Here is a 26,937-nt window from a genome sequence, read left to right as displayed (position 1 = left end):
CGTGAGAATGGCCTCTTCCGGTTCGCCGGGGGTTCCGCTAGACGTCCTGCTCGTCCTGCTGGGCGCGTTCGGCGGCGTGCGCCGCGGCGCTTCCAGGGCGCTTCCGGGCCACCCAGCCCTCGATGTTGCGCTGCTGGCCGCGCGCGACGGCGAGCGAACCGGCGGGCACGTCCTTGGTGATGACCGAGCCCGCGGCGGTGTAGGCGCCGTCCCCGACTGTGACGGGGGCCACGAACATGTTGTCCGAACCGGTGCGGCAGTGGGAGCCGATGGTGGTGTGGTGCTTGGTCTGGCCGTCGTAGTTGACGAAGACGCTGGCCGCGCCGATGTTGCTGTACTCGCCGATGGTCGCGTCGCCGACGTACGACAGGTGCGGCACCTTGGTGCCCTCGCCGACCGTGGCGTTCTTCATCTCCACGTAGGTGCCGGCCTTGGACTTCGTGCCGAGCCGGGTGCCAGGGCGCAGATAGGCGTACGGGCCCACGCTGGCCGCCTCGCCGATCTCGGCGCCGTCGCAGACCGCGTTGACCACGCGGGCGCCGGGGCCGACCACGGTGTCGGTCAGGGTGCAGTTGGGGCCGACCTCGGCACCCGCGGCGAGCCGGGTGGCGCCGTACAGCTGGGTGTTCGGCAGAACGACCGTGTCGGGCTCGAACTCCACCGTGACGTCCACCCACGTGGAGGCCGGGTCCATGATCGTGGCGCCTTCGAGCATCGCCCGCTCCAGCAGGCGGTCGTTGAGCAGGCGGCGCGCCTCGGCGAGCTGAACGCGGTTGTTGATGCCGGCGATCTCGCGGTGGTCGGCGGCCACGGAGGCGCCGACGCGGTGGCCGGCCTGGCGCAGGATGCCGAGGGTGTCGGTCAGGTACTCCTCGCCCTGGGCGTTGTCGGTGGTCACCTTGGCCAGCGCGTCCGCCAGCAGCGCCGCGTCGAACGCGAACACCCCGGAGTTGATCTCGCAGATGGCGCGCTGCTCGACGTCGGCGTCCTTCTGCTCCACGATCGCCAGCACCGAGCCGCCGTCGCCGCGCACGATGCGCCCGTAGCCCGTCGGGTCGGGGACCTCGGCGGTCAGCACGGTCACCGCGTTGGCGTCGGCGGCGTGCGCGGCGATCAGCTCGCGCAGTGTGTCGGGGGTGAGCAGCGGGGTGTCGCCGGCGGCGATCACCACCGTGCCGCTGAGCTCGGGGAGTTCCGCGAGCCCGACGCGGACCGCGTGACCGGTGCCGTTCTGCTCGTGCTGGACCGCGGTACGGATCGCGGGGTCGATCTCACCGAGGTGCTCGGTCACCCGGTCGCGGGCGTGGCCGACGACGACGAGCAGGTGCTCGGGGTCCAGGGCGCTCGCCGCGGCGACGACATGCCCCACCAGGGAGCGGCCGCTGATCGCGTGCAGGACTTTGGGGGTTGCCGACTTCATGCGGGTGCCCTCACCCGCGGCAAGGACGATGACGGCAGCCGGGCGGTGGGCGCTCACGGAAGGGGCTCCTCGGCGTGGGGTGGCAGACACCCGCAGGATACCGGGGCGTATCGGGCGAGACACACGGAAGGGCCACGAAAGCAGGCGTGACCCCGGTGAGGTGCTCCGCTGCCAGGATTCGAACCCGGACTTAAGGGACCAAAACCCTCAGTGCTGCCGTTACACCACAGCGGATGGCAGATGCCGTCGTACCGGACACCCTGTTCGTGGTGCCGGTTTCGGCCTCCCCCACTATGCCGCACCGAGGCCCCCCAATGCGACGACAAAGATCGGCACTTCTCCTTCCCCGATCGTGGGTACATGTGCCATGAGCCGTATTCCGGCCGACACGCGCGCCCGGTGCGGCCGTCACTTGGAGTTGCCGGAATTACGGCACCGTAGGTTACGGTTGCGTAGCTCCCCGACATCGTGAGGGACCCCCATGACCACACAGACCGACGTGATCACCGAGTCCCCGGAACCCGGGCCCGGCAACGACACGTCGCTTCCCCGCGCCACCCTGGGCGCGGACAGGAAGCAGTCACTTGAGCAGATCACCCTCGGACTCTTCATCGCCGTCCCCTTCCTCGCGCTCGTCGCGGCGATCCCGTTCGCGTGGGGCTGGGGCCTGAGCTGGCTCGATCTCGGCCTGATGGTCGGGATGTACTTCCTGGGCTGCCACGGCATCACCATCGGCTTCCACCGTCACTTCACCCACGGCTCGTTCAAGGCCAACCGCCCGCTGAAGATCGCCCTGGCGATCGCGGGCTCCATGGCCGTCGAGGGACCGGTCGTGCGCTGGGTCGCCGATCACCGCAAGCACCACAGGTTCTCCGACGCCGAGGGCGACCCGCACAGCCCCTGGCGCTACGGGGAGACCCTGCCGGCCCTGCTGAAGGGCCTGTGGTGGGCACACATGGGCTGGCTCTTCGACGAGGAGCAGACCTCGCAGCAGAAGTACGCCCCGGACCTGGTCAAGGACCCGGCGATCCGGCGCGTCAGCCGCGACTTCTGGCTCTGGACGACCGTCTCGCTGGCGCTGCCGCCGCTCGTCGGGGGCCTGGTCACCATGTCGTGGACCGGCGCCGCCACCGCCTTCTTCTGGGGCTCCCTGGTGCGCGTCGCGCTGCTGCACCACGTCACGTGGTCGATCAACTCGATCTGCCACGCGGTCGGCAAGCGCCCCTTCCGCTCCCGCGACAAGTCCGGCAACGTCTGGTGGCTGGCCGTCCTGTCCTGCGGCGAGTCCTGGCACAACCTCCACCACGCCGATCCGACCAGCGCCCGGCACGGTGTGCTGCGCGGCCAGATCGACTCCAGCGCCCGCATCATCCGCTGGTTCGAGATGCTCGGCTGGGCCACGGACGTGCGCTGGCCGACCGCCGACCGTATCGCGGCCCGCCGTAAGGAAAGTGTCAGCGAAGCGGCATGATTGACGGGTGAGCGACGGCAGCGGCAGTAGCAGCAGCAGAGGGAGCGAGGGCACGTCGTCCCGGCGTACCCGCCGGGTGCGCATGACCGGCAAGGAGCGCCGCGAGCAGCTCCTCGACGTGGGGCGCACGCTCTTCGCCGAACGCGGCTACGAGGGCACGTCGGTCGAGGAGATCGCGCACAAGGCGGGTGTGTCCAAGCCAGTGGTCTACGAGCACTTCGGCGGCAAGGAAGGCCTCTACGCCGTCGTCGTGGACCGCGAGATGCGCCAGCTGCTGGACATGGTCACCGGGGCGCTCACCGGCGGCCATCCGCGCGAACTGCTGGAACAGGCCGCCTTCGCCCTCCTGGACTACATCGAGCAGTTCACCGACGGCTTCCGGATCCTCGTACGGGACTCCCCGGTCGCGCAGTCCACGGGCACCTTCGCCTCGCTGATCAGCGACATCGCCACCCAGGTGGAGGACATCCTGGGGATGGAGTTCAAGCAGCGCGGCTTCGACCCCAAGCTCGCCCCGATGTACGCGCAGGCGCTGGTGGGCATGGTCGCGCTCACCGGCCAGTGGTGGCTGGACGCCCAGAAGCCGAAGAAGGCCGAGGTCGCCGCGCATCTGGTGAACCTCTCCTGGAACGGGCTGTCGGGCCTGGAGCCCAAGCCCCGGCTGATCGGCCACCGCAAGAACTGAGCGCCGATCCGGTCCTGTACGGCGAAGGCGGCGCCGCCCCCACGAGGGGGCAGCGCCGCCTTGTTGCTGCGGTGCGGGGACCGGATCAGCCGGTGTTGCGCAGGCCGGCCGCCACACCGTTGACGGTCAGCAGCAGCGCGCGGGCGAGCAGCGGGTCGGGCTCCTCGCCGCGGGCGGCGGCCTCCCGCTGCCGGTGCAGCAGGGCGACCTGGAGGTAGGAGATCGGGTCCAGGTACGCGTCCCGGATGTGGAAGGTCTGCCGCAGCGCGGGCTGCGCGTCCAGCAGTTCCGCCTCACCGGTGATCCGCAGCACCTCGGCGACCGTCAGCTCGTGCTCGGCCCGGATGGTGTCGAAGACGTGCCCCAGCTCGTCCGGCACCAGGGTGTCCACGTAGTGCTGGGCGATCCGCAGGTCCGTCTTGGCCAGCGTCATCTCGACGTTGGACAGGAAGTTGCGGAAGAAGTGCCACTGCTCGTACGCCTCGGCGATGTCCGCCTCCCGGCCCGCCTCGCGCGCGGCCTTCAGCCCCGAGCCGACACCGAACCAGCCGGGCACGATCTGCCGCGACTGCGTCCAGCCGAAGACCCACGGGATGGCCCGCAGGCCGTCCAGGCCCGCGCCGCTGTCCGGGCGGCGGGAGGGCCGGGAGCCCAGGTGCAGCTCGGCGAGCTGGTCGACCGGCGTGGAGGCGAAGAAGTACGCCGGCAGGTCCGGGTCCTCCACCAGTCGCCGGTAGGTGGCGTGCGCGGCGTCGGAGACCACGTCCATGGCGGCGTCCCAGCGGGCCAGCGCCTCCCCGGACTGGCGCGGGGCGGTGTGCAGGGCCGAGGCCTGCAGCGTGGCCGCCACCGTCAGCTCCAGGTTCTCCCGGGCCAGCGACGGGATCAGGTACTTGTCGGAGATGACCTCGCCCTGCTCGGTCACCTTGATCTCGCCCTCCAGCGTGCCCCACGGCTGCGCGAGGATCGCGTCGTGGGTGGGGCCGCCGCCCCGGCCGACCGTGCCGCCGCGGCCGTGGAACAGCCGCAGCCGCACCCCGTGCCGGTGCGCCACGTCGCGCAGCCGCCGCTGGGCGCGGTGGATCTCCCACTGCGAGGTGGTGATGCCGCCGAACTTGGAGCTGTCGCTGTAGCCGAGCATGACCTCCTGCACATCCCCGCGCAGCGACACGAGCTTGCGGTAGGAGGGGTCGGAGAGCATCTCGTCGAGCAGCTTGTCGGCGACCTTCAGCTCGTCGGTGGTCTCCAGCAGCGGCACGATGCCGATCCTGGCGACGTCCCCGTGCAGGTCGATCAGCCCGGCCTCGCGCGCCAGCAGCGCCGCCGCGAAGACGTCGTCCGAGCCCAGGCACATCGAGATGATGTACGACTCCACGACCTCCGGCCCGAAGCGCTCGAAGGCCTCGGCGATGGTGTGGAAGACGCCCAGCGTCTTCGCCCCGGCGGCGTCCAGCGGCGCCGGGGTGGGGGCCAGCGGGCGGCGCGAGCGCAGCTCCTTGGCGAGCAGCTTGCGCCGGTAGTCGCGCGGCATGTCCACGTACCGCCAGGACTCCTCGCCGAGGCGGTCGAAGAGCTGGCCGAGGGCGTGGTGGTGGGCGTCGGCGTGCTCACGGACGTCCATCGTGGCCAGCTGCAGACCGAAGGCGGACAGGGTGCGGATCGTGCGGTCCAGGCGGCCGTCGGCGATCAGCTCGCCGCGGTTGGCGCGCAGCGAGTCCTGGATCAGGCGCAGGTCGGCCAGCAGCTCGGAGGTGCCGAGGTAGTCCTTGCCGGGGAGGTGCGGGGTGCCGGTGGCCAGCCGCTCACGGGTGTTGAGCAGCTTCTGCCGGATGCAGGTGGCCTTGAGCCGGTACGGCTCCTCCGCGTTCAGCCGCCTGTAGCGCGGGCTGATCCCCGGCAGCCGCTTGAGGTCCTCCTCCAGGTCCGCGAGCAGCTCCGCGCTGGCACCGGAGTTGCGGATGGAGTTCGACAGCATCGCCCGCAGGTCGTCGACGAGCTCCAGGGCGTCGGTGATGCCGTGCTCGTGCTGCAGGATCAGCACGTCCCAGGTGACCTGCGGCGTGACGTTCGGGTTGCCGTCGCGGTCGCCGCCGATCCACGTGCCGAAGGTCAGCGGGCGGGTCTCCGGAGGCAGCGGCACACCCACCCGCTCCAGCTCGGCGGCCAGATCCTCCAGCACGTCGCCCACGGCGCGGGCGTGCAGCTCGTCCAGGTAGTAGATGGCGTTGCGCGCCTCGTCCGCGGGCTCGGGACGCACCACGCGCAACTCGTCGGTCTGCCACAACAGGTCGATGTTCTCCGCCAGCCGCACATCGGTGCGGCGGCGGTCGGTGTCCTGCGGCTTGTCCAGCAGGGCGGCGACGCGGCGCAACTTGTTCAGCACGCTGCGGCGGGCCGCCTCGGTCGGGTGGGCGGTGAAGACCGGCCGCACGTTGAGGTTGCGGACGGACTGGCGCAGGTGCTCGGGATCGGCGTCCTTCAGCAGGTCCACCGTACGAGCCAGCAGGCTCCCGTCGGTGGCCCTGCGGGCCCGCAGCTCACGGCCTCGGTGGACCTGCTCGGTGACATTGGCAAGGTGGAAGTAGGTGGAGAAGGCGCGCACCAGTTTGGCGGCGGTCTGCAGATCGGTCTCGCCGAGAAGGGCGGCGGCGGCCTCGCCGTCGCTGCGGGTCAGCGCCCGCACCTTCTCCACGAGGTCGAGGAGTTCCTGGCCTTCCTGCCGTACGAGCGTCCCGCCGAGGAGATCTCCCAGGCGGCGGATGTCCGCGCGCAGGGGTGCGCTCTCGGTGGTGTTGTCGGCGCTGCTCACAGGTGCGGCTCCTAGTGCAGTGGTTTGGATCGCGGCAAGAAACGCGTCGGCGCCCCGCTCGGCGGGTCGTCCGGTCGTGAGGAGGGACGGGTGGGGCGGACCGCGCTGTCCGACGCCACCAGGATAGAAGGGCCGTCCGCCCGCGACCGGGGCTGACCGCCAGGCGGACAGGGCCGCGTCTAGGCTGGGCCGTATGAGTACGACGGGGGAGTACGTACCGGACGGAGCTGAAGGGCGGGGCCGGGGGGCCGCCGGGCCGTGGTGGTGGGCCCGGCGGCGCAGCATGGTCCTCGACGTGGTGCTGGCCGCCGTCTCGGCGCTGGAGTGCCTCGTCGAGGGCGTGGCCTTCGCGCAGAAGACCGGGGTGTCCCCGGTCGTCGCGGGAGTCTTCGGCCTGCTGGTCGGTTCCGTACTGGTGCTGCGCAGGCGATGGCCGGTGGCCGTGGTCCTGGTGTCCATCGCGATCACGCCCGCCCAGATGGGCATCCTGCTCAGCGTCGTCGGCCTCTACACCCTGGCCGCCTCCGACGTGCCCCGGCGCATCATCGCGGTGCTGTCCGGGATGACCATGCTCGGCACGCTGATCGTCACCTTCCTCCAGATGCACGGCGACCTCAGCTCCGGCACCTACCACGCGCCGCTCGCGGCGGTCGCCCTCACCTCCGTGCTCGCGGCGATCGGCGTGACCGCGCCGCCGGTGCTGCTCGGGCTCTACGCCGGCGCCCGGCGGCGGCTGGTGGAGTCGCTGCGCGAGCGGGCGGACGGCCTGGAACGCGAGCTGTCGCTGCTGGCGGAGAAGGCCTCGGAACGGGCCGAGCGCGCCCGCATGGAGGAGCGCACCCGCATCGCCCGCGAGATGCACGACGTGGTCGCGCACCGGGTGAGCCTCATGGTCGTGCACGCGGCGGCCCTCCAGGCGATCGCCGTCAAGGACCCCGAGAAGGCCTCGGCGAGCGCACAGCTGCTGGGCGACATGGGACGGCAGGCGCTCAACGAACTGCGCGAGATGCTCGGGGTCCTCCGGACGGTGCCGGGGCCGGCGGTGCCGGCCGTGACCGCGCCGGTCGTGGAGCCCGCCACGGCCGTCCCGGACGACTCCGGACCCTGCCTCGCGGAGTTGCACGCGCTCGTCGAGGAGTCGCGGTCGGCGGGCATGCGCGTGGAGTTCACGGTCGAGGGGACGGAGCGGTCCCTGGCCGCGCCTGTCGAGACCACGGTCTACCGCGTGGTGCAGGAAGCCCTCACCAACGTCCACAAGCACGCCCCGGGCGCCCGCGCCCGCATCCGCCTGGCCTACCGCGAGGCGGAGATCGCCGTCCTCGTCCAGAACGGGCCCTCCGGCGGGGCGCCGGCGATCGCGCTGCCCAGCGGGGGGAACGGGCTCATCGGCATGCGCGAACGCGTCACCGCGCTCGGAGGCGGCTTCGCCGCCGGCACCACGGCGGACGGCGGCTTCCGCGTCTCCGCCCTCCTCCCGGCGTAGGCCCGCCGTCCGGGTAGGTTCTTTTCCCCGCCCGCCCTCCCGTGTGCCCTGTGAAGTCAGTGACCCCGGCGCGCGTTTCGTGGTGGGCCGAGTGCGGGGCCTCCGGGGCTGGCCATTCTGGACAGCACATTTACGTGCGTGACGGGCACTTGCTCATCCCATCCCTGCCCGGATGCCGCACACAAATATGCTCCACAGTCCAGAACGCCCACCCCTCCACCCCCGCCCCCTCCGTAGTAGCAAGCGCCTGATCCCCAGTGGGGGTAGAGGGCAGCCACGGCGCGCGCCCACGGTCGGTGCAGCAGCACATCAGCCGCCCAGCCGACACCGCCCACACACACCGCGCCTGCCGCCGCGTCGCGCCCGCAGCGGGTCCCCCGGCCGAATGTTGGGGCAGGCCTGGCAGGCCGATGGGGGCTGTCTCCAGGCAACCGCGGTCACCCCGTTCCGCCTCCATCCCCCCACTGGGGATCAGGCGCATGACGAAACAGAGGGGGCGGGGGTGCAGGGGTGGGCGTTCTGGACTGTGGAGCATATTTGGGTGCACAACCCGGAGTGACCAATGGAGAGTGCCGGAGGCACCAAAATGTGCTGTCCAGAATGGCCAGCCCCGGAGGCCCCGCACCCGGCCCAGGAACCACGCGCGTCGGGCCGCCCGGACTTCACAGGGCACACGGGCGGGAGGGCGGGGAAAAAACCTAGCCGGACAGCAGGCGGTGGGGCCGCACACCCGCCGTCAGGGTGCACAGCGCAGCGTCAATCGTCGGCCCGAGGTAATAGTCCCCCGTGTGGTCCACGCAGTAGACGCGCCCGAGCGCGTCAATCGCCAGGTGCCCCTGCCCCGTGGACTCCGCGCCGAGGGGCGCGACCTCCGTGTCGAGGGCGGAGCCCAGGTCGCTCCAGGTGCGGGCGAGGTGCAGGCCCCGGAGGGGGTCGATGAGGACCCCGCTCGGCGCCACCTGGGGGCGGCCGGGGGCGGAGACCGCGGGGACGGTCAGGCCGCCGAATTCGGCCCAGGCCTCGACGGCGGCCGGGAAGACGCTGTGCCGGTGGCCGCCGGGGGAGACGTGGGCGCGCAGCGTGTCGGCCCAGATCTCGGCCTGGCGGATGTCCCACTGGCCCGGCTGCCAGCCCGCGGAGCGCAGCGCGGCGTCGACGCCGACGGGGAAGCGCGTCGAGGTGGTCCGGGCGTTGAGGGCGTCGCTCGCGTTCACTCTGCCTCGGCCCCCGGGTCGAAGGGCAGCACGCCGAAGTGCGTCAGCAGCGGCAGGCAGGAGCGGCACGGCGGTGCGTAGCCGCCGTGCTCGGGGTCGCCGTCCTCGCGTATGTGACGTGCCGTCAACTTCGCGCCCTTGAGCGCCTTGCGGGCCTCGGCGTGGGTGAGCGGCTTGCGCGCGGCGCGCTTGCTGCGCCCCGTGTCGGCCTCGGTCAGCCAGCGGGACAGCAGTACGGGCTCCGGGCACCGCCCGGTGAAGCGCTCACGCTGTGCGACGGGCAGGGTGTCGAGCGCGTCCTGGACCAAGGGGTGCAGCGCGGGCGGCTGTTCGCCCTTGCTCCCGGTACAGGTGAGCACTTCGTCCTTGACCGACAGCGCCGCGGCGACCGCCGGCAGGATGCCGTCGCGGCGGTGGCGCAGCACGGGCGGCGGTGGCGCTTCCTCACTTCCCCAGGTCAGCCGCGGGTCCGCGGCACCTCTCGTCAGCATGTTCCTACGGCCCTCCGATCCGTCCTCCGAGAAGGACGTCCCCCTTATCTGCGCAAGCCTGCCAATTGATCGCGCGTTACGGAAGTCGGTTGTGAGGTGAGAGGTTTACTTTGTGCCGGATGTCACGGCACTGTGGGGAGATGGGTATCGCAGTCCGATGTGCCGCCGCTCTCGTCGTCCTAGTGTTGGCCACTGGTTGTACGGATAGTAGCGCCGGGTCGGACGTGAAGGGCGGAAAGGCCGCCGATTCGGGGGCTCCCGCCGCTTCGGGCGGGCAAGTACCGCTGAGTGCGGCGCAGTTGAGGGCGGCCCTCGTCACGACCGCCGATGTGCCCGGTTATGTGGTGACCGGTTCGCGGGGGATCGGCGCGATGAGTCCCGATCAGGCGCTCACCGCCGGCCGCGCCGCCTGCCGCCCGTTGTCCGATCCCGTCAGCGCCCGGCCCGCGTACCGGCGCACCGCGTACGCCTCCACGACGTTCACCTCGAAGGAGGCGGCCGGGGGCAGCGGCGAACTCGACCTGCTGCTGCTGTCCGCGCACGCGCCGGGCGACGCGGAGCGGATCATGGGCGGTCTCGCCTCCGCGTTGCGGAACTGCCGGACGTTCGAGGCGACCGACGGCGGCGGCCGCGCCACCGCGTTCGCCGTCCGTCCCGCCGAGGCGCCCGCGGCGGGGGACGAGGCGGTCGCGTACGTCCTGACCGACACCACCGCCCCCGCCGACGGCGCCGCCACGGTCACCGTCGTCCGCACCGGCGGCAGCACCGCCACGTATGTCACCGTCAAACTGTCCGGCGGGACCGGCGGACCGTCCGCCGCGGTCGTGCGCACCCAGGACGCCAAACTCCGCGGCGCCGCCGGAAAGCAGTGACCGGAACCAGCCGAAGCACCTGTCGCCCCACCCCCTAGGCTGTGCCCAACACCAGATCCAGCATGGGGGCATCCGCAATGACGACAGGTCGGCTCGGGCACCGGGCCGCGCCACCGAACGCGGCCTACGCCGGTCAGATCGTGCACTTCCCCGACCCGGTGCGCCGCGCCCGCCATCCGCAGGGCGTCCGTGTGGACGACCACGGCTTCCCGGACTTCACGTCCTACGCCCGTGCCGCCGCCGAGATCGCCGAACCACCGGACGGCTTCGGCATCGACGAACTGCGGCTCACCGACTACGTGTCGGCCAACGCCGCCCTGCACGCCGCCGGTCACGAGCTGTGGGGCAGCCTGTCGCCGGTCGCCACCCCGCACGGCTGGACCTGGCACCACGTGGCCGGCTCACGCCGTCTGGAACTGATCCCCGTCGAGGTCAAGGCGCTGCTGCGGCATCACGGCGGCCTCGCCACGACGGCCTCCGCGGACCACGACAAGCGCGGCACGCGACCGCTTCAGGACACCCGGCCCGCACACTTCGCCGTGGGCACGGGCCGTCATGGCGCGGCGGCCGTCACCGAGCAGCAGATGCGCGACGTCGAGGAGGAGCTCGGCTACCGGCTGCCCGGCGCCTACCGCACCTTCCTCAAGGCGGCCGGCGGCTGCGCCCCGCGCGGTGTCGCCCTGCTGCCCATGCTGGGACTCCTGGTCGACCAGCCCTTCTTCACGGTGCGCGACGAGGCGGCGGTCAACGACCTCGTCTACATCAACAAGTGCCTGCGCGACCACCTCACCAAGGACTACCTGGCGATCTCCTTCGTCCAGGGCGGGGTGCTCGCGGTCAAGGTGCGCGGCGCCGACCCCGGCTCGATGTGGCTGTGCGCCTACGACGACGTGCGGGACAGCGACGGGGCCTTCGGCTCCACCGAGGAGCGGGTGGCCGCGCTGCTGCTGCCCTGCGGCGAGGACTTCGACGCCTTCCTCGCCGCGCTCGCCGGCGATCCGCCGGAGCTGGACACGGTCGCGAACCTGATGGTGGACGGCGGCTTCGCCCGCGCCGTCCCGGTGGAGGGATGAGGCTGAAGATGGTCACGTTCGCGGAGGCGCAGGAGCGCGCCGAGCGGTGGATCAACGTCGGCGTCCCGGCGTACCTCGTCCGCGAGGTCCAGGTGCGCGAGTTCGGCCAGGGCTTCGTGGTGTGGTCCGAGCCCCGCGACGGGGGGCCCACCGGCGACGAGGGCGAGGCCCGTGTCGTCATAGCCAAGGACAGCGGAGAGGCCACGTTGTGGCCGGCGCTGCCGGTCGGCGAGATCATCCGCCACTGGGAGGAGAGGTACGGGGGCGCCGCCGACGCGGTCGCCGACGCCGTCCCGGAGCCGCCGAAGCGGCTCGACCTGGAGGCGACCTCCTTCCTGCTCAGCCCGCCCCAGTGGCTCCAGGACGCGGCCGACCGCCTCGGCATCCCGGACCGCCGGACGCCGGCCGCCACCCCGCCCGCCGACGCCGTGACGGTGGCGGACACCGGCGGTGGCGCGACCGCCGGGGCCCCTTCGCCCTTCGACGGGCCGCCGCCGCCGTTCGTCCCGACGCCGACGCCGGTGATGCCGCTGCCGTACGACCGGTCGCCGACGCCGCCGCCCTCGACGTGGCGGGACACCAACAACGGCGACGCGGGCCGTGCCGTGCCCCCGCCCGCGACGGTCTACGCCCCGCCGATCACCGACTCCGACGACGCGCACACGCCCCCGCCCAGGAACAACGCGGAGGCCAGCACCGAGCGGCTGCCCGGTGTCCCGGAGACCGGCACCCCGCTGCCGCCCGGCGGCTACGGCTACCCGGGCGGGCCGGCCACGCCTCCGCCGCCCGCGCCGCCGGGGCCCCCGGCCCCGGACGTGCACCGTGCCGCGACGATGCTGTCGCGTCCTGACGGCCCGCCGCCCCCGCCGCCCCTGCCCGGAGTGCCGGGTGCCGGGGCGCAGCGGCCGGGCGCCGCGGACCTGGCCGGCGCCGAGACCTCCAAGGCCGGACCGCCGCCTCCGCCGCCCCCGCCGCCCGGTCCCGGCGTGCCCGGCACCCCGGGCGCGGGCTATGTGCCGACGCAGTTGGTGCAGGCGCTGCCCCCGAACCAGCCGCCGCCCGCGCCGCCGGTACGTCCGGGGCCTCCGGCTCCGGACGTGCATCACGCCGCGACGATGCTGTCGCGCCCCGACGGCCCCCCGGCCCCGCCCCCCGCACCCGCGCCGGTGGCCCAGCCGCAGCCCCAGGCCGGGTACGGCTACCCGCAGCCCCCGGCGCCGCCGCAGCCGCAGCCGCCCGCCGGTGTGCCCACGATCGGCCCGGGCTACATGGCCGTGCTCCGTTACCGCGCGCAGGACGGCTCCGAGCAGCAGCTCATCCGCCGCTCCGCGCCGGGCACCCCGCATCCGGAGTGGCAGATCCTGCACGAGCTGCGCGCGCTCGGCGTGCCGCCGCAGGCGGTGCTGGAGCTGCACACCGAACTGGAGTCGTGCGACCTGCCCGGCGGCTACTGCGCCCGCATGATCCGGGAGACCTGGCCCCAGGTCCGGATCAGCAGCACCGCCCCGTACGGCAAGGACCGGGCCGGCCGCCGCGCGGGCGTGGAACACCTGCTGACGCACCTCGGCGAGCTGCACCAGGTGGCGAGCGCCCCGGCGCCCGCCCGCCCGCACCGCGTGCCGATGCCGGAGCCGCACCAGCTCCAGCGGGTCCCCGCGATCCCGCTGGACGCGATCGGGCACGAGCTCGCCCAGTCCTTCGGGCCGCAGGGCGTCTTCCGCTTCGACCAGCGCGCCGTGGCCCGCCAGGGCGTGCCGGACATCGTGGCCCAGACCCTGACGTGGTCCGGGCTGCCGGTGGACTTCGGGCCGTTCTTCTGGGCGCAGGCCCAGCCGGGGCGGCCGGTGCCGACGCTGGCCGAGCTGGCCGCCGAGCGCGGTGTGCAGCCGGCGCCGGACGCCGGTTCGTATCTGGTCATGGGCAACGACTTCGGCCGCCAGTTGTGCGTGCAGTACGGCACGGCGCACATCGTCGCGGTCCCGCTGGAGGCGGGGCCGGGCGGCGGGACGGCGGTGCCGCAGTTCGTCAACTCCAGCCTTCCGGAGTTCGTCCGCTGCCTGGCGCTGCTGGGCAAGATGTGGCGCTGGCGGCTGGGGCTGACGCCGGACCAGGCGGGCCGCTGGACGGTGGACTTCCAGGCGCAGATCGCCGCGCTCGACCCGGCGGCGGTGGCGTCGCCCGAGCACTGGTGGTCCGTGCTGATCGAACAGATGTGGGACGGGATGCTCTAGTCGCCGCGACACTCCGGTCGTACGCGGCCGGAGTGTCGCATGATGTGCAAATAGGGCAAACCCATGAGTATGGGGGTATGAGCACGGCATACCCCCACGGCTTCGTGACGGTCCGAGGCCGCGGCTACCGCACCGATCAGGTGGACCGCTTCCTGGAGGAGCTGTCCGAGGACCGCGACGCCGCATGGGAGCGTGCCGCGCGGCTCACGGTCCTGGCCAACGAGATGGACGCCGAGTGCACCGCCCTGCGCGACGTCGTCGCCGGCCTCGCCCCGCCCACCTTCGAGTCGCTCGGCGGCGGCGCACAGGAGCTGCTGCGCCTGGTGGAGGAGGAGGCCGCCGCCGTGCGCGAGCGCGCGGAGGAGGAGGCCCGGACCGCGCACGACGCCGCCGAGGCCGCCCGGCGCACGCTGCTGGACGAGTCCCGTGCCGCCGCGCACGCCCGCCGCACCAGCGCCGACGTCCAGGCCTCGGGCACCGTCGACGAGGCCAGGGCCACCGCCTCGGAACTCCTCGGCGTGGCCCGCCGGGAAGCCGCCCACCTGCGCGACGACGCCACACGGCGGCTCGACGCGCTGCGGCAGGACACCGAACGCAGCTTCGCCGCACAGGAGAAGGAGCGGCGCGAGCGCCGCGACGCGGCGGAGCACGAACTCGCCGAGCGCGAGGCCGGCCTCGACGCGCGCCTGGCCGAACTCACCCACTACGCGGAGAACATGGTCGAGGAGGCCCGCCGCGCCCTGGCCGCCACCGAGGAGGCCGCGCGCCGCCGGGACCAGGACGCCGAGGCGGCCGCCGCCGAACTGCTCGCCCAGGCCCGCGTCCGCGAGGAGCGCATCCGCCTGGCCGCCGAGCGGGAACTGCGCCAGCACGAGGTCCGCCGCGACGAGATCCGCGAGCACCTCGCCCACGTCCGCAGCAGCCTGGCCGCGCTCACCGGCGGCGAGGCCCCCGGCACGGAAGCCGCCGATGCCACGGAAGCCGGCCCCGGGACCGCCGAAGTGCCGCCCCCGGCCACGGCCGAGGACACCAAGACCGACACCGGGACCACGAAGGACACCGAGGACGACGGGCACCGGGAGCCGTAGCGCCGGAAGGCATCCGCGGGCTCACCGCGGCTGCGGGTCCTCCTCCAGGACGGGGAAGCGGCGCGGGGCCACCAGGAGGACGGCGAGCAGCGCCAGGACGGCGGCCAGCGCCGAACCCGCGTAGACGTGGTCGACCGCGGCGGCGACGGCGCGGCGGACCGGCTCGGCCACGTGCGCGGCGCCGGTGACCGCGTCGAGGTCGGTGCCGGAGCCGTGCAGGCGCGAGGCGAGGGTGGAGTTGGCGACGGCGCCGAAGAGCGCCGCGCCCACGCTCTGCCCCACCTGGCGGCAGAAGAGGATGGACGAGGTCGCGGTGGCGCGCTCGCGCCAGGGCACCGTGGACTGCACGCCGACGATGAGCGGCAGCTGGAAGAGGCCGAGGGCGGCCCCCAGCAGCAGCATGACGAGCATGGGCTGCCAGGCCGGTCCGGCGTACGGGAGCATCACCAGCGCGACGAGGACGACCACGGCCGCGGCCATGCCGAGCGCGGCGGTGTTGCGGAACCCGATGCGCAGGTAGACGCGGCTGCTCAGGGCCGCCGACAGCGGCCAGCTGAGCGTCATCACCGACAGCACGAAGCCCGCCTGTATCGGCCCGAGCCCGAGCACGGTCTGCGCGTACGTCGGCAGGAAGACCGTCGGCGCCACCATCAGCACGCCGAGCATGCCGAGCGCGAGGTTCACCGCGACGATCGGGCGCCGCCGCCACACCCAGCCGGGGATGATCGGCTCGGCCGCCCGGCGTTCGACCAGATACGTCGTGACGCCGAGGACGACGCTGCCGCCGAGCAGCCACGGCCGGAGCGGGCCGCCTTGGAGGAGCCCGCTGATGAGCAGCCCGCCGGAGAGGAACAGGCCGAGCGCGCCGGGCCAGTCGACGCGGTGCCGGGTGCGGCGGGTCACCGACTCGCGCAGGTGGCGGGAGATGAGCAGGAGCGCGATCGCCCCGATGGGCAGGTTGATCAGGAAGATCCAGCGCCAGCTTGCGTAGCCCGACAGCACCCCGCCGCACAGCGGGCCGACGACGGCGGAGACCGCCCACACCGTGGAGATCGCCGCCTGGATGCGGCCGCGCTTCTTGAGCCCGTACAGATCGGCCGCGATGGTCTGCACCGTGCCCTGGATGGCGCCGCCGCCGAGCCCCTGCACGATGCGGAAGGCGATCAGGCCGGCCATGTTCCACGCGCCCGCGCACAGCAGGGACCCCAGCAGGAAGATCGCGATCCCCACGAGCAGCACCGGCTTGCGGCCGAAGGTGTCGGCGAGCTTGCCGTACACCGGCAGGGTCACCGTGACCGCCAGCAGATACCCGGAGAACAGCCAGGAGAAGACGGAGAATCCGCCGAGGTCGCCGACGATCTGCGGGACGGCCGTGGAGATGATCGTGGAGTCCATCGCCGCCAGCGCCATCGCCAGCATCAAGGCGGCCACCACCGGGCCGCGGCGGACCGGCGGGGCGGCCTCGGCCGCCGCTGTCGTGGTCTGTTCGGTGCCCTGCACGGGAGAACCCCCCTGGATCTGTGTACGACACACTTTTTCATGACCCGGGCCGGCGCCGCACAGGGGGATCCCGCAGGCCGGACGCCCGCGCTTGAGCCTCCCGCGGCGGGAGGGTGCAGCATCGACCCCGAGCCGGGTCACCCGGAAGTCGCGGTCCCCCTAGGGGACGCACCGAGTTTTCTCCTACCCCCGGTTCGTACCGGCGGAGGACGAAGCACCCCTCCCGGGCTCCCTAGCCTTCTGGTGGGGGTAGCCCCCGGGTCGATACGGAGACCCGCACCATCGTCCGGGCCCCCGGCCGGCAGCCAGTCTGTAGAGGCGATGGCGCACGCCCGCACCAGCGAAGACCACCCACGACGTAGCAGGAGTGACCAGTGACAACGGCAGTAACGATTCCCAGGTCCGGGGGCAGCGGAGAGCGTACGGCCGTTGCCGCCAGTGCCCGTGGTGTGACCAAGGCGTACGGCTCCGGCGAGACCCGGGTCGTGGCCCTGGACGCGGTCGACGTCGACATCGAGCGCGGTCGCTTCACCGCGATCATGGGGCCGTCCGGCTCCGGCAAGTCGACCCTGATGCACTGCCTCGCCGGCCTCGACACCGTCACCGAGGGGCAGATCCTCGTCGGCGACATCGAGATCACCCGGCTCAAGGACAAGAAGCTCACCCAACTGCGCCGCGACAAGATCGGCTTCATCTTCCAGGCCTTCAACCTGCTGCCGACCCTGAACGCCGTCGAGAACATCACGCTGCCCATGGACATCGCCGGCCGCAAGGCCGACCCGAAGTGGCTGCAGCGCGTCGTGGAGACCGTGGGCCTGGCCGACCGCCTCAAGCACCGGCCCGGCCAGCTCTCCGGCGGCCAGCAGCAGCGCGTCGCCGTGGCCCGCGCACTGGCCGCCCGGCCCGAGATCATCTTCGGCGACGAGCCCACCGGCAACCTCGACTCCCGGGCCGGCGCCGAGATCCTCGGCTTCCTGCGCCGCTCGGTGGACGAACTCGGCCAGACCATCGTCATGGTGACCCACGACCCGGTCGCCGCCTCCTATGCCGACCGCGTCCTCTACCTCGCCGACGGCCGGATCGTCGACGAGATGCGGGACCCGACCGCCGACTCCGTGCTGGAGCGCATGAAGGACTTCGACGCCCGCGGGAGGACGTCGTGACCGTCCTCAAGACCTCCCTGCGCAACTTCGTCGCGCACAAGGGCCGCATGGCGCTCTCCGCCATCGCCGTCCTGCTGTCGGTGGGCTTCGTCTGCGGCACGCTCGTCTTCACCGACACGATGACCTCGACCTTCGACAAGCTCTTCGCGGCCACCGCGTCGGACGTCACGGTCACGCCCAAGGGCGCGCCCGGCAACGACGACATGCAGATGACGACGAAGGCCGCCACCGTTCCGGCCTCCGTGGTCCAGCAACTGAAGGGCGTCGACGGCGTCAAGGACGCGACGGGCGAGGCCGGCAGCCAGACCCTGACCGTCACCGACAGCAAGAACGACAGCCTCAGCCCCACCTCCGGCGCCCCCACCATCGCCACCAACTGGGACTCCACCGAGGAGCGTTCGGTCGACCTCACCTCCGGCCACGCCCCGCGCGGCCCCACCGAGGTCATGGTCGACTCCGACACCGCCGACAAGCACCACCTGAAGATCGGCGACGAGGTCCGCGTCATCGCCATCCCGGGCGAGTTCCGCGCCGCGGTCACCGGCATCGTGACGTTCAAGGTCACCAACCCCGGCGCGGCCGTCTTCTACTTCGACACCGCCACCACCCAGACCAGGATCCTCGGCGCCAAGGACGTCTTCAGCAGCGTCGGCCTGACCGCCGCACCCGGCGTCAGCGACGACCAGCTGAAGAAGAACGTCGCCGCCGAACTCGGCACCTCCGGCGCCTACAAGATCCAGACCCAGGCCGAGTGGACCGCCGAGAACAAGAAGGACATCGCGGGCTTCCTCGACGTCATCAAGTACGCGATGCTCGGCTTCGCCGGGATCGCCGTCCTCGTCGGCGTCTTCCTGATCGTCAACACCTTCTCCATGCTGGTCGCCCAGCGCACCCGCGAGATCGGCCTCATGCGGGCCATCGGCGCCAGCCGCCGCCAGGTCAACCGCTCGGTGCTCATCGAGGCGCTGCTCCTCGGCGTCGTCGGCTCCGTCCTCGGCATCGGGGGCGGCGTCGGGCTCGCCGTGCTGCTGATGAAGCTCATGGGCAGCATGGGCATGAACCTCGACACCTCCTCGCTGACCGTCAAGGCCACCACGCCCGTCGCCGGTCTGATCCTGGGTGTCGTCGTGACCGTCCTCGCCGCCTACCTGCCCGCCCGCCGGGCCGGCAAGGTCTCCCCGATGGCCGCCCTGCGCGACGCCGGCATCCCGGCCGACGGGCGGGCCGGCAAGGTGCGCGCCGTGCTCGGCGTCGTCCTCACCCTGGCCGGTGCCGGCGCCCTCCTGGCCGCCGCGCGGGCCACCAAGGCCGCCGAAGGCTCGTCCTTCCTCGGCCTCGGCGTCCTGCTGACGCTGGTCGGCTTCGTCGTCGTCGGGCCCCTGCTCGCCGGCTTCGTCGTCCGGGTCATCAGCGCGGGTGTCCTGCGGATCTTCGGACCCGTCGGCCGCCTCGCCGAACGCAACGCGCTCCGCAACCCGCGGCGCACCGGCGCCACCGCCGCCGCCCTCATGATCGGCCTCGCCCTCGTCGCGGGCCTGTCCGTGGTCGGCTCCTCCATGGTGGCCTCGGCCAGCGACCAGCTCGACAAGTCGGTCGGCGCGGACTTCATCATCGCCTCCGACAGCGGCCAGCCCATCACCCCGCAGATCGAGAAGGCCGTCAAGGCCGCGCCCGACCTCGCCCACGTCACCGACTACAAGTCCCTCGACGTGAAGGTCACCAGCCCCGACGGAGCGGTCTCCGACACCAGCATCTCCGCCGCCGACCCCACCTACGCCCAGGACCTCCAGGTCAAGACGGTCGCCGGCGAGCTCACCGCCGCGTACGGGACCGACGCGATGTCCGTCGGCGAGGACTTCGCCGACAAGCACCACGTCAAGCTCGGCGACACCCTCACCGTCCGCTTCACCGCGGGCGGCACCGCGAAGCTGAAGGTCGCCGCGATCACGACCAAGGACACCGCCTTCGACGGCGGCGCGATGTACACCGACATCGCCACCGCGGCCCACTACATCCCCGCCGACCGGATGCCGATCAACGACATCATGTTCGCCGCCGCCAAGGACGGCCGGCAGGACGCCGCGTACGCCGGACTCAAGAAGGCCCTGCACGACTTCCCGCAGGTCCAGGTCCGCAACCAGGCCGACTACAAGCAACTGCTCAAGGACCAGATCGGCCAGCTGCTCAACCTGATCTACGGCCTGCTCGCGCTCGCGATCATCGTCGCGATCCTGGGCGTCGTGAACACGCTCGCCCTCTCGGTCGTCGAACGCACCCGGGAGATCGGCCTCATGCGGGCGATCGGGATGTCCCGCCGGCAGCTGCGCCGCATGATCCGCCTGGAGTCCATCGTGATCGCCCTCTTCGGCGCGATCCTCGGCCTCGGCCTCGGCATGGGCTGGGGCGCCACGGCGCAGAAGCTGCTCGCCCTCCAGGGCCTCGGCATCCTCGAGATCCCCTGGCCGACGATCATCACGGTCTTCATCGGCTCCGCCTTCGTCGGCCTCATCGCGGCCCTGGTCCCGGCGTTCCGGGCGGCCCGCATGAACGTCCTCAACGCGATCGCCACGGATTAGTGCGCGGGGGGCGGGGTTTCCCCGCCCGCCCTCCCTCCCCCAACCTTCGGCCGGGGGTGCCCCCAGCCCTGTGAAGTCAGTGACCCCGGCGCCCGTTTCAGTGGGTGCCGGGGTCGGCGCCTCCGGGGCCGGCCATTCTGGACAGCACATTTCGGTGCCTCGGGCACTGTCCGTTGGTCACTCCGGGTTGTGCACCCAAATATGCTCCACAGTCCAGAACGCCCACCCTCCCCCAGCCTTCGGCCGGGGGTGCCCCCAACTCCCCCGCCCCCTCCGGAGTTCAGGGCGCCTGATCCCCAGTGGGGGGTGGATGGCGGCCGTGGCACAGGCCGAGGGTTGGTGCGGCGGCACATCGGCCGCCCAGCCGTTACCGCCCACACCATGGGGCTGTATTCAGGCAACCGCGGTCGCCCCGGACCGCCTCCACATCCCCCACTGGGGATCAGGCGCATGACGAAACCGAGGGGGCGGGGTCGGAGGGGTGGATGTTCTGGACGGTGCGGGATATTTGTGTGCGGCATACGGGGCGGGACGGGATGAGCAGGTGCTGGAAACGCACGTAAATATCCCAGTCCAGGACGTGCAGCCCCGGAGGCCCCGCACCCGGCCCACAAACCACGCGCGCCGGGGTGCCAGACCGCGCCGGGCACACGGGCGGGAGGGCGGGGAAAAAGCCCGACCGGACCGCAAGCGCAGCGTGCGGCACCCGGTGTCAGCGGAGCGTCGTACGCTGGGAGCACCCCGGCTCGTTCCACGTGTCGGGCCCTTCGCGTTGCCTGCCTGCCTTGGGACGGAAAGCCTCATGAGCCTGAACGGTCTGCTGGACGTCGTCGTAAGCGACCCCGCGCTCGCGGAGGCGCTACGTGCCGCCGCCGACGGCAACCGCCCGCACGTCGACCTCGTGGGCCCGCCGGCGGCCCGCCCGCTGGCGCTGGCCGCGCTCGCGGCCCGCACGGGCCGCACCGTGCTGGCGGTGACGGCCACCGGCCGCGAGGCCGAGGACCTGACGGCGGCCGTGCGGTCGCTGCTGCCCGCCGACTCCGTCGTGGAGTACCCCGCGTGGGAGACGCTGCCGCACGAGCGGCTGTCCCCGCGTTCGGACACCGTCGGCCGCCGCCTGGCCGTGCTGCGCCGCTTGGCGCACCCCAGCACGGACGACCCGACGGCCGGCCCCGTGCGGGTCGTGGTCGCCCCGATCCGCTCGGTGCTGCAGCCGCAGGTCAAGGGTCTGGGCGACCTCGTGCCGGTGGCGCTGCGCACCGGGCAGACCGCCGATCTGAACGCCATCGTGGACGGCCTCGCGGCCGCCGCGTACGCCCGCGTGGAGCTGGTGGAGAAGCGCGGCGAGTTCGCGGTGCGCGGCGGCATCCTGGACGTCTTCCCGCCGACCGAGGAGCATCCGCTCCGCGTCGAGTTCTGGGGCGACGACGTCGAGGAGATCCGCTATTTCAAGGTGGCCGACCAGCGTTCGCTGGAGGTCGCCGAGCACGGGCTGTGGGCGCCGCCGTGCCGGGAGCTGCTGCTGACCGACGAGGTGCGGGCCAGGGCGGCCGCGCTCGCGGAGGAGCACCCGCAGCTGCGCGAGCTGCTGGACAAGATCGCCCAGGGCATCGCCGTGGAGGGCATGGAGTCCCTCGCGCCCGTGCTGGTGGACGATATGGAACTGCTGCTGGACGTACTCCCGGCCGGGGCGATGGCGGTGGTCTGCGACCCGGAGCGGGTGCGCGCCCGCGCCGCGGACCTGGTGGCGACCAGCCGGGAGTTCCTGGAGGCCTCGTGGGCCGCGTCCGCGGGCGGCGGGGAGGCGCCGATCGACCTGGGCGCGGCCTCGCTGTGGGGCATCGCCGACGTCCGGGACCGGGCCCGGGAGCTCGGCACCCCGTGGTGGTCGGTCAGCCCGTTCGGGGCCGACGAGGACGCCATGGACGGCGAGGCCGACACCCTGAAGCTCGGCATGCACGCCCCCGAGGTCTACCGCGGCGACACCGCCCGCGCGCTGGCCGACACCAAGGGCTGGCTCGCCGACGGCTGGCGCACGGTCTACATGACCGAGGGCCACGGCCCGGCCGCCCGCATCGTCGAGGTGCTCGGCAACGAGGGCATCGCCGCCCGGCTCGACACCGAACTGGCCGGGCCGGTGGAGCCCGCCGTCGTCCATGTCACCTGCGGCTCCATCGAGAGCGGCTTCGTCGATCCGGCACTGAAGATCGCCGTCCTCACCGAGACCGACCTGTCGGGCCAGCGCTCGTCCACCAAGGACATGGGCCGCATGCCGTCCCGGCGCCGCAAGACCATCGACCCGCTGACGCTCCAGGCGGGCGACTTCATCGTGCACGAGCAGCACGGCGTCGGCCGCTACGTGGAGATGGTGCAGCGCACCGTCCAGGGCGCCACCCGCGAGTACCTGGTGGTGGAGTACGCGCCCGCCAAGAAGGGCCAGCCCGGCGACCGGCTGTTCGTCCCGACCGACCAGCTGGAGCAGATCACCAAGTACGTCGGCGGTGAGGCGCCCTCCCTGCACCGCCTGGGCGGCGCGGACTGGACGAAGACCAAGGCGCGCGCCAAGAAGGCGGTCAAGGAGATCGCCGCCGACCTGATCCGGCTGTACTCGGCGCGTATGGCCGCCCCCGGCCACACCTTCGCGCCGGACACCCCCTGGCAGCGGGAGCTGGAGGACGCGTTCCCCTACGCGGAGACCCCCGACCAGCTCACGACGATCGCCGAGGTCAAGGAGGACATGGAGAAGTCGGTCCCGATGGACCGGCTGATCTGCGGCGACGTCGGCTACGGCAAGACCGAGATCGCGGTGCGGGCGGCCTTCAAGGCCGTGCAGGACGGCAAGCAGGTCGCCGTGCTGGTGCCCACCACGCTGCTGGTGCAGCAGCACTTCGGGACCTTCTCCGAGCGCTACTCGCAGTTCCCGGTCGTGGTGAAGGCGCTGTCGCGGTTCCAGAGCGACAGCGAGGCCAAGGCGGTCCTGGAGGGGCTGCGCGAGGGCTCGGTGGACGTCGTCATCGGCACCCACCGCCTCTTCTCGTCCGAGACCAAGTTCAAGGACCTGGGCCTGGTCATCGTCGACGAGGAGCAGCGCTTCGGCGTCGAGCACAAGGAGCAGCTGAAGAAGCTGCGGGCCAACGTCGACGTGCTGACCATGTCCGCCACCCCCATCCCGCGCACCCTGGAGATGGCCGTCACCGGCATCCGCGAGATGTCGACGATCACCACCCCGCCGGAGGAGCGGCACCCGGTGCTCACCTTCGTCGGGCCGTACGAGGACCGGCAGATCGCCGCCGCGATCCGGCGCGAGCTGCTGCGCGAGGGCCAGGCCTTCTACATCCACAACCGGGTGGAGAGCATCGACAAGGCCGCGGCGCGGCTGCGCGACCTGGTCCCCGAGGCGCGGGTCGCCACCGCGCACGGGCAGATGGGCGAGTCGCAGCTGGAGCAGGTCGTCGTCGACTTCTGGGAGAAGAAGTTCGACGTGCTGGTCTCCACCACGATCGTCGAGTCCGGCATCGACATCTCCAACGCCAACACCCTCATCGTGGAGCGCGGCGACACCTTCGGCCTCTCCCAGCTGCACCAGCTGCGCGGCCGGGTCGGCCGCAGCCGCGAGCGCGGCTACGCGTACTTCCTGTACCCGCCGGAGAAGCCGCTCACCGAGACCGCGCACGAGCGGCTGGCGACCATCGCCCAGCACACGGAGATGGGCGCCGGCATGTACGTCGCCATGAAGGACCTGGAGATCCGCGGCGCGGGCAATCTGCTCGGCGGCGAGCAGTCCGGCCACATCGCCGGTGTCGGCTTCGACCTGTACATCCGCATGGTCGGCGAGGCCGTCGCCGACTACCGGGCGGCCCTGGAGGAGGGCGGCGGCGAGGCCGAGGAGGCCCCGCTGGAGGTCAAGATCGAGCTGCCGGTCGACGCGCACGTCCCGCACGACTACGCGCCCGGCGAGCGGCTGCGCCTGCAGGCCTACCGCGCGATCGCCTCCGTCAACTCCGAGGAGGACATCAAGGCCGTCCGCGAGGAGCTCACCGACCGGTACGGCAAGCTTCCCGAGCCGGTGGAGAACCTGCTGCTGGTCGCCGGACTGCGGCTGCTGGCCCGCAAGGTCGGCGTCGCCGACATCACGCTGCAGGGCGCCAACGTCCGGTTCTCGCCGGTCGAACTGCGCGAGTCCCAGGAACTGCGGCTGAACCGGCTCTACCCGCGCACGGTCGTCAAGGCCGGCACCAAGCAGATCCTCGTCCCGCGCCCCAGCACGGCGCGCATCGGGGGCAAGCCGGTCGTCGGGCGCGAACTGCTGTCGTGGACCGCGGAGTTGCTGACGGCGGTGCTCGACAGCTGAGGCGGCTCACGCGATTGCGCGCAGGAGACGCGCAGGAGAGAGGAAGGCGGCCCTCCGACCGGCGGTGTACATGCGACGTTCACCGAGGGGACACGCTCCCGTGGGAGATGTTCATCCTCCACGGGGTCCGCGCCACCCGGGCGGTCCCATAGCCTGCCCTGATACGCACCGCAGGCTGCCGAGGACAACTGACTCCATGCACATTGCCGTCTTCACCGAAAGCCCCGTGGCCACCGGAATCGCCGCCGCACTGCGCGGCGCCGACCCGGCCGGGGAACACATCGTGACCGTCGTGCTGTCCGAGGCCGCCGGACGGGCGGGATGGGCGGACGGCGGTGAGCCGCCGGCGCACCGGCTGTTCCGGGCGGGCGAGCCGGTCGGCCCCGCGGACCTGGCGTACGAGACCGGCGCACGGCTGCGGCGCTTCGCCGAGGACAACGGCGTCGACCGGATCGTCCTGCTGGACGACCAGACGCCGTGCGGCTCCCAGGTCGTACGGGCCGTGGGCGACCGCTTCCCGGTGGTGCTGGTGCAGGACCGGCCGCTGGACTTCCGCTACCGGGACGCGTTCGCGGCCCGTCGCGCGCACGCGCTGCGCTGGGGCAACAGCGCACCGTCGGCCGTGTGCGTGTGGGGTCCGTCCACGTACCGCGCCCTGACCCACCGGAGCTGGTCCCAGGACCTCCCGGCGGTCGTCACCGGCGCCCCGGGTCTCAGCGACGACCCGGAGCTGCTGCGGGTCGCGCGCCTGAAGGTGGGCCGCCGCGCGAGCGAGCCCGGCACGCCGCTGCGGGTGCTCGTCCTGGACGAGCTGACGGATGCCGCCGAGGCGCTGCGGTCCTTCGGCGAGGTCGAGGAGGCCAAGGAACTGCCGGAGAGCGACGAGCTGTCCACGTACGACTTTGTGGTCGCCGCCCGCAGCGCCGTCTGGCCGGCCGTGCTGCGCGCCGGTGTGCCCCTCGCGCAGCACATGCCCGAGGACCTCAACGAGCTCCTCCCGATGGTCAAGCACTCGCTCATACGCAACACCGCCTCCGTCGACGATCTGCTGCAGCTCGCCATGCGGCTCAAGGTGGACGGCGTCTTCGCGGGCAACCCGACCGGTGAGCCGGTCGAGCACTTCCTCTCCTTCGGCGACGACTGCGCCGAGCGCGTCCTGCGCGCCGTCCTGGACGCCGCACTCGTGACCCCGCAGGTGCCGGCGGCCCTCGCGGCCGCCCCCGTGGCCCCCGCGGCCCGCGTGGTGAGCCCTGCCGACCGGGCGCTGGAGGACATCCGGGCACGGATGTGGCGGCCGCGCTCGCTCGCCGTCCTCGGCACCGACTTCGGCTATGTCACCGGGGTGGCGCTGCCCGTCCTGACCTACACCCAGGACCTGATCTCCCGCGGAACGGTCGACGTCCGCTACCTCGACATCGGCGCGTTCGCCAACGCCGGGGCGGTGCTGGACGCCCTCAAGGGCGCCGAACGCATCATGATCAACGGCTTCGGCTTCTTCTGGCGGCACTGGCTCGGCAACCGGGTGGCCCGCGCGCTGCTCGACAGCGGCATCGAGGTGTCGGTCTACGTCCACGTCACGCAGTACATCTTCGAGAAGGAGGCCGCCGCCCGCAGCGACCGCCACGAAGGGCTGCTCGACCTGCTGCCGCGGCTGCGGCTGCTGTGCGTCTCCCAGGCGCAGGCGGACTACTACCGCAAGCAGGGCGCCGTGGACCCGCTGGTGGTCTACAACACGGTCCCGCGCGACGCCGGCGTGCGCCGGGCGCGTCCCGAGGTCTCCGCCGAGCCGCGCATCGTGATGGTCGGCACGGTGCAGGACCGCAAGGGCGCCGACCTCTTCTCCCGGGTCGCCGAGCGGGCGGCCGTGCTCGGGCTGCCGTGGCGCTTCAGCTGGCTCGGCCACCGCATGGGCGCGTTGTCGGACCGTACGCTCCTGTCCGACCAGGTCGAATGGCGCGGCGCGCTGCCGCGCAAGCGGATCCGCGAGGAACTGGCCGACGCCGACGTGCTCTTCCTGTCCAGCGAGGACGACCCGATGCCGCTGGCCGCGGTCGAGGCCGTGCAGCAGCGGCTCCGGGTGGTCAGCCACCACGGCATCGGCACCCACGAGATGCTGTGCGGGGTCCGCGGCTACCGCGGGTTCTCCGAGTACACCCCGGAGGCGGCCCTGGCCGCGCTCGGCGAGGTGCTCGGCGACCCGGTCGACGAGCAGGGGTACGCGCAGATCCAGGAGCTGTTCGACATCACCCGCTTCGCCGAGCGCATGGACGCCGCGCTCGGCATCGCCGGCACCGGCGGCCCCGCCGAGGCGCCCACGATGCCGCTCCCCAGCGTCTCGCCGATGGCCGACCGCACTCCCGGGGGCCATCTCGCGCATGTACGGGGGCTGGTCGAGGCCGGACGGGTCAAGGACGCCCTGCGCTACGGCAACGCGGCGCTGAAGAAGCACCCGATCCTCGAACTCGAAAGAACGGTTGCCGAGCTGCGCGAGCAGGACGGGGCCTGAGCCG

The 26,937-nt window shown here is 72.5% G+C and carries 16 protein-coding genes and 1 tRNA gene; 11 read left to right on the top strand and 6 right to left on the bottom strand.

Annotated elements, in window-relative coordinates:
* Window positions 1-37 precede the first annotated feature (37 nt).
* Both glmU and ACFWVC_RS24695 read right to left on the bottom strand, forming a co-directional pair.
* Window positions 38-1,477, bottom strand: a complete 1,440-nt coding sequence (gene glmU / locus ACFWVC_RS24700; protein WP_384290106.1) for a bifunctional UDP-N-acetylglucosamine diphosphorylase/glucosamine-1-phosphate N-acetyltransferase GlmU — start codon at window positions 1,475-1,477, stop codon at window positions 38-40.
* Between the two features lie 106 nt (window positions 1,478-1,583).
* Window positions 1,584-1,654 (bottom strand) — tRNA-Gln (locus ACFWVC_RS24695).
* A 247-nt stretch (window positions 1,655-1,901) separates the two neighbouring features.
* Here ACFWVC_RS24695 and ACFWVC_RS24690 point away from each other — a divergent pair.
* The gene (locus ACFWVC_RS24690) at window positions 1,902-2,891 is read left to right on the top strand and encodes an acyl-CoA desaturase (protein WP_384290101.1); all 990 of its coding nucleotides are present in this window, start codon (window positions 1,902-1,904) and stop codon (window positions 2,889-2,891) included.
* An 82-nt stretch (window positions 2,892-2,973) separates the two neighbouring features.
* Window positions 2,974-3,576 carry a TetR family transcriptional regulator gene (locus tag ACFWVC_RS24685; RefSeq protein ID WP_384290140.1) on the top strand — a complete coding sequence of 201 codons (603 nt, stop codon included), beginning with the start codon at window positions 2,974-2,976 and terminating at the stop codon, window positions 3,574-3,576.
* An 85-nt stretch (window positions 3,577-3,661) separates the two neighbouring features.
* Here the strand turns inward: ACFWVC_RS24685 and ppc are convergent, their stop codons facing one another.
* Entirely contained in the window at window positions 3,662-6,385 is a 2,724-nt protein-coding gene (gene ppc / locus ACFWVC_RS24680; protein WP_384290097.1) for a phosphoenolpyruvate carboxylase, read from the bottom strand.
* 193 nt (window positions 6,386-6,578) lie between these two features.
* Here ppc and ACFWVC_RS24675 point away from each other — a divergent pair, with 193 nt between their 5' ends.
* Window positions 6,579-7,868 carry a sensor histidine kinase gene (locus ACFWVC_RS24675; protein ID WP_384290093.1) on the top strand — a complete coding sequence of 430 codons (1,290 nt, stop codon included), beginning with the start codon at window positions 6,579-6,581 and terminating at the stop codon, window positions 7,866-7,868.
* 698 nt (window positions 7,869-8,566) lie between these two features.
* On the opposite strand, the gene ACFWVC_RS24670 is transcribed toward ACFWVC_RS24675, so the two are convergent.
* Window positions 8,567-9,082, bottom strand: coding sequence for an SUKH-3 domain-containing protein (locus tag ACFWVC_RS24670; RefSeq protein WP_384290088.1), 516 nt, complete (start codon window positions 9,080-9,082; stop codon window positions 8,567-8,569).
* A complete protein-coding gene (locus tag ACFWVC_RS24665) occupies window positions 9,079-9,573 on the bottom strand; it encodes a YwqJ-related putative deaminase (RefSeq protein WP_384290084.1) in 495 nt (164 codons plus the stop codon). Before ACFWVC_RS24665 ends, ACFWVC_RS24670 begins: the two co-directional genes overlap by 4 nt.
* 371 nt (window positions 9,574-9,944) lie before the next feature.
* Here ACFWVC_RS24665 and ACFWVC_RS24660 point away from each other — a divergent pair, with 371 nt between their 5' ends.
* The 4 genes from ACFWVC_RS24660 (at window position 9,945) to ACFWVC_RS24645 (ending at window position 14,837) form a co-directional block, all read left to right on the top strand.
* Entirely contained in the window at window positions 9,945-10,445 is a 501-nt protein-coding gene (locus ACFWVC_RS24660; RefSeq protein WP_384290077.1) for a hypothetical protein, read from the top strand.
* A 77-nt stretch (window positions 10,446-10,522) separates the two neighbouring features.
* Window positions 10,523-11,518, top strand: coding sequence for an HNH endonuclease (locus tag ACFWVC_RS24655; RefSeq protein WP_384290072.1), 996 nt, complete (start codon window positions 10,523-10,525; stop codon window positions 11,516-11,518).
* Complete coding sequence (locus ACFWVC_RS24650) at window positions 11,515-13,749, top strand: SUKH-4 family immunity protein (RefSeq protein ID WP_384290065.1); 2,235 nt, start codon at window positions 11,515-11,517, stop codon at window positions 13,747-13,749. The genes ACFWVC_RS24655 and ACFWVC_RS24650 overlap by 4 nt, the downstream gene beginning before the upstream one ends.
* 77 nt (window positions 13,750-13,826) lie before the next feature.
* Entirely contained in the window at window positions 13,827-14,837 is a 1,011-nt protein-coding gene (locus ACFWVC_RS24645) for a cellulose-binding protein (RefSeq protein ID WP_384290061.1), read from the top strand.
* A gap of 21 nt (window positions 14,838-14,858) precedes the next feature.
* Here ACFWVC_RS24645 and ACFWVC_RS24640 read toward each other — a convergent pair whose 3' ends face one another.
* On the bottom strand, window positions 14,859-16,370 hold the full coding sequence (locus ACFWVC_RS24640) for an MFS transporter (protein ID WP_384290056.1): 1,512 nt from the start codon (window positions 16,368-16,370) through the stop codon (window positions 14,859-14,861).
* A 341-nt stretch (window positions 16,371-16,711) separates the two neighbouring features.
* Here ACFWVC_RS24640 and ACFWVC_RS24635 point away from each other — a divergent pair, with 341 nt between their 5' ends.
* The 4 genes from ACFWVC_RS24635 to ACFWVC_RS24620 all read left to right on the top strand — a co-directional run bounded on the left by ACFWVC_RS24635 (window position 16,712) and on the right by ACFWVC_RS24620 (window position 26,933).
* On the top strand, window positions 16,712-17,500 hold the full coding sequence (locus ACFWVC_RS24635; RefSeq protein WP_384290051.1) for an ABC transporter ATP-binding protein: 789 nt from the start codon (window positions 16,712-16,714) through the stop codon (window positions 17,498-17,500).
* Window positions 17,497-20,076 (top strand): ABC transporter permease, encoded by a 2,580-nt coding sequence (locus ACFWVC_RS24630; RefSeq protein WP_384290048.1) that lies wholly within the window; start codon window positions 17,497-17,499, stop codon window positions 20,074-20,076. Before ACFWVC_RS24635 ends, ACFWVC_RS24630 begins: the two co-directional genes overlap by 4 nt.
* An 802-nt stretch (window positions 20,077-20,878) precedes the next feature.
* Window positions 20,879-24,427 carry a transcription-repair coupling factor gene (gene mfd / locus ACFWVC_RS24625; protein ID WP_384290045.1) on the top strand — a complete coding sequence of 1,183 codons (3,549 nt, stop codon included), beginning with the start codon at window positions 20,879-20,881 and terminating at the stop codon, window positions 24,425-24,427.
* 196 nt (window positions 24,428-24,623) lie between these two features.
* Window positions 24,624-26,933: a glycosyltransferase family 4 protein gene (locus ACFWVC_RS24620; RefSeq protein WP_384290042.1), complete on the top strand. Its 2,310-nt coding sequence runs from the start codon at window positions 24,624-24,626 to the stop codon at window positions 26,931-26,933.
* Window positions 26,934-26,937: the final 4 nt, after the last annotated feature.

The sequence above is a fragment of the Streptomyces sp. NPDC058691 genome, assembly GCF_042714775.1.
Classification (GTDB): Bacteria; Actinomycetota; Actinomycetes; order Streptomycetales; family Streptomycetaceae; genus Actinacidiphila.
This window is presented reverse-complemented; position numbering and strand designations above follow the sequence as displayed.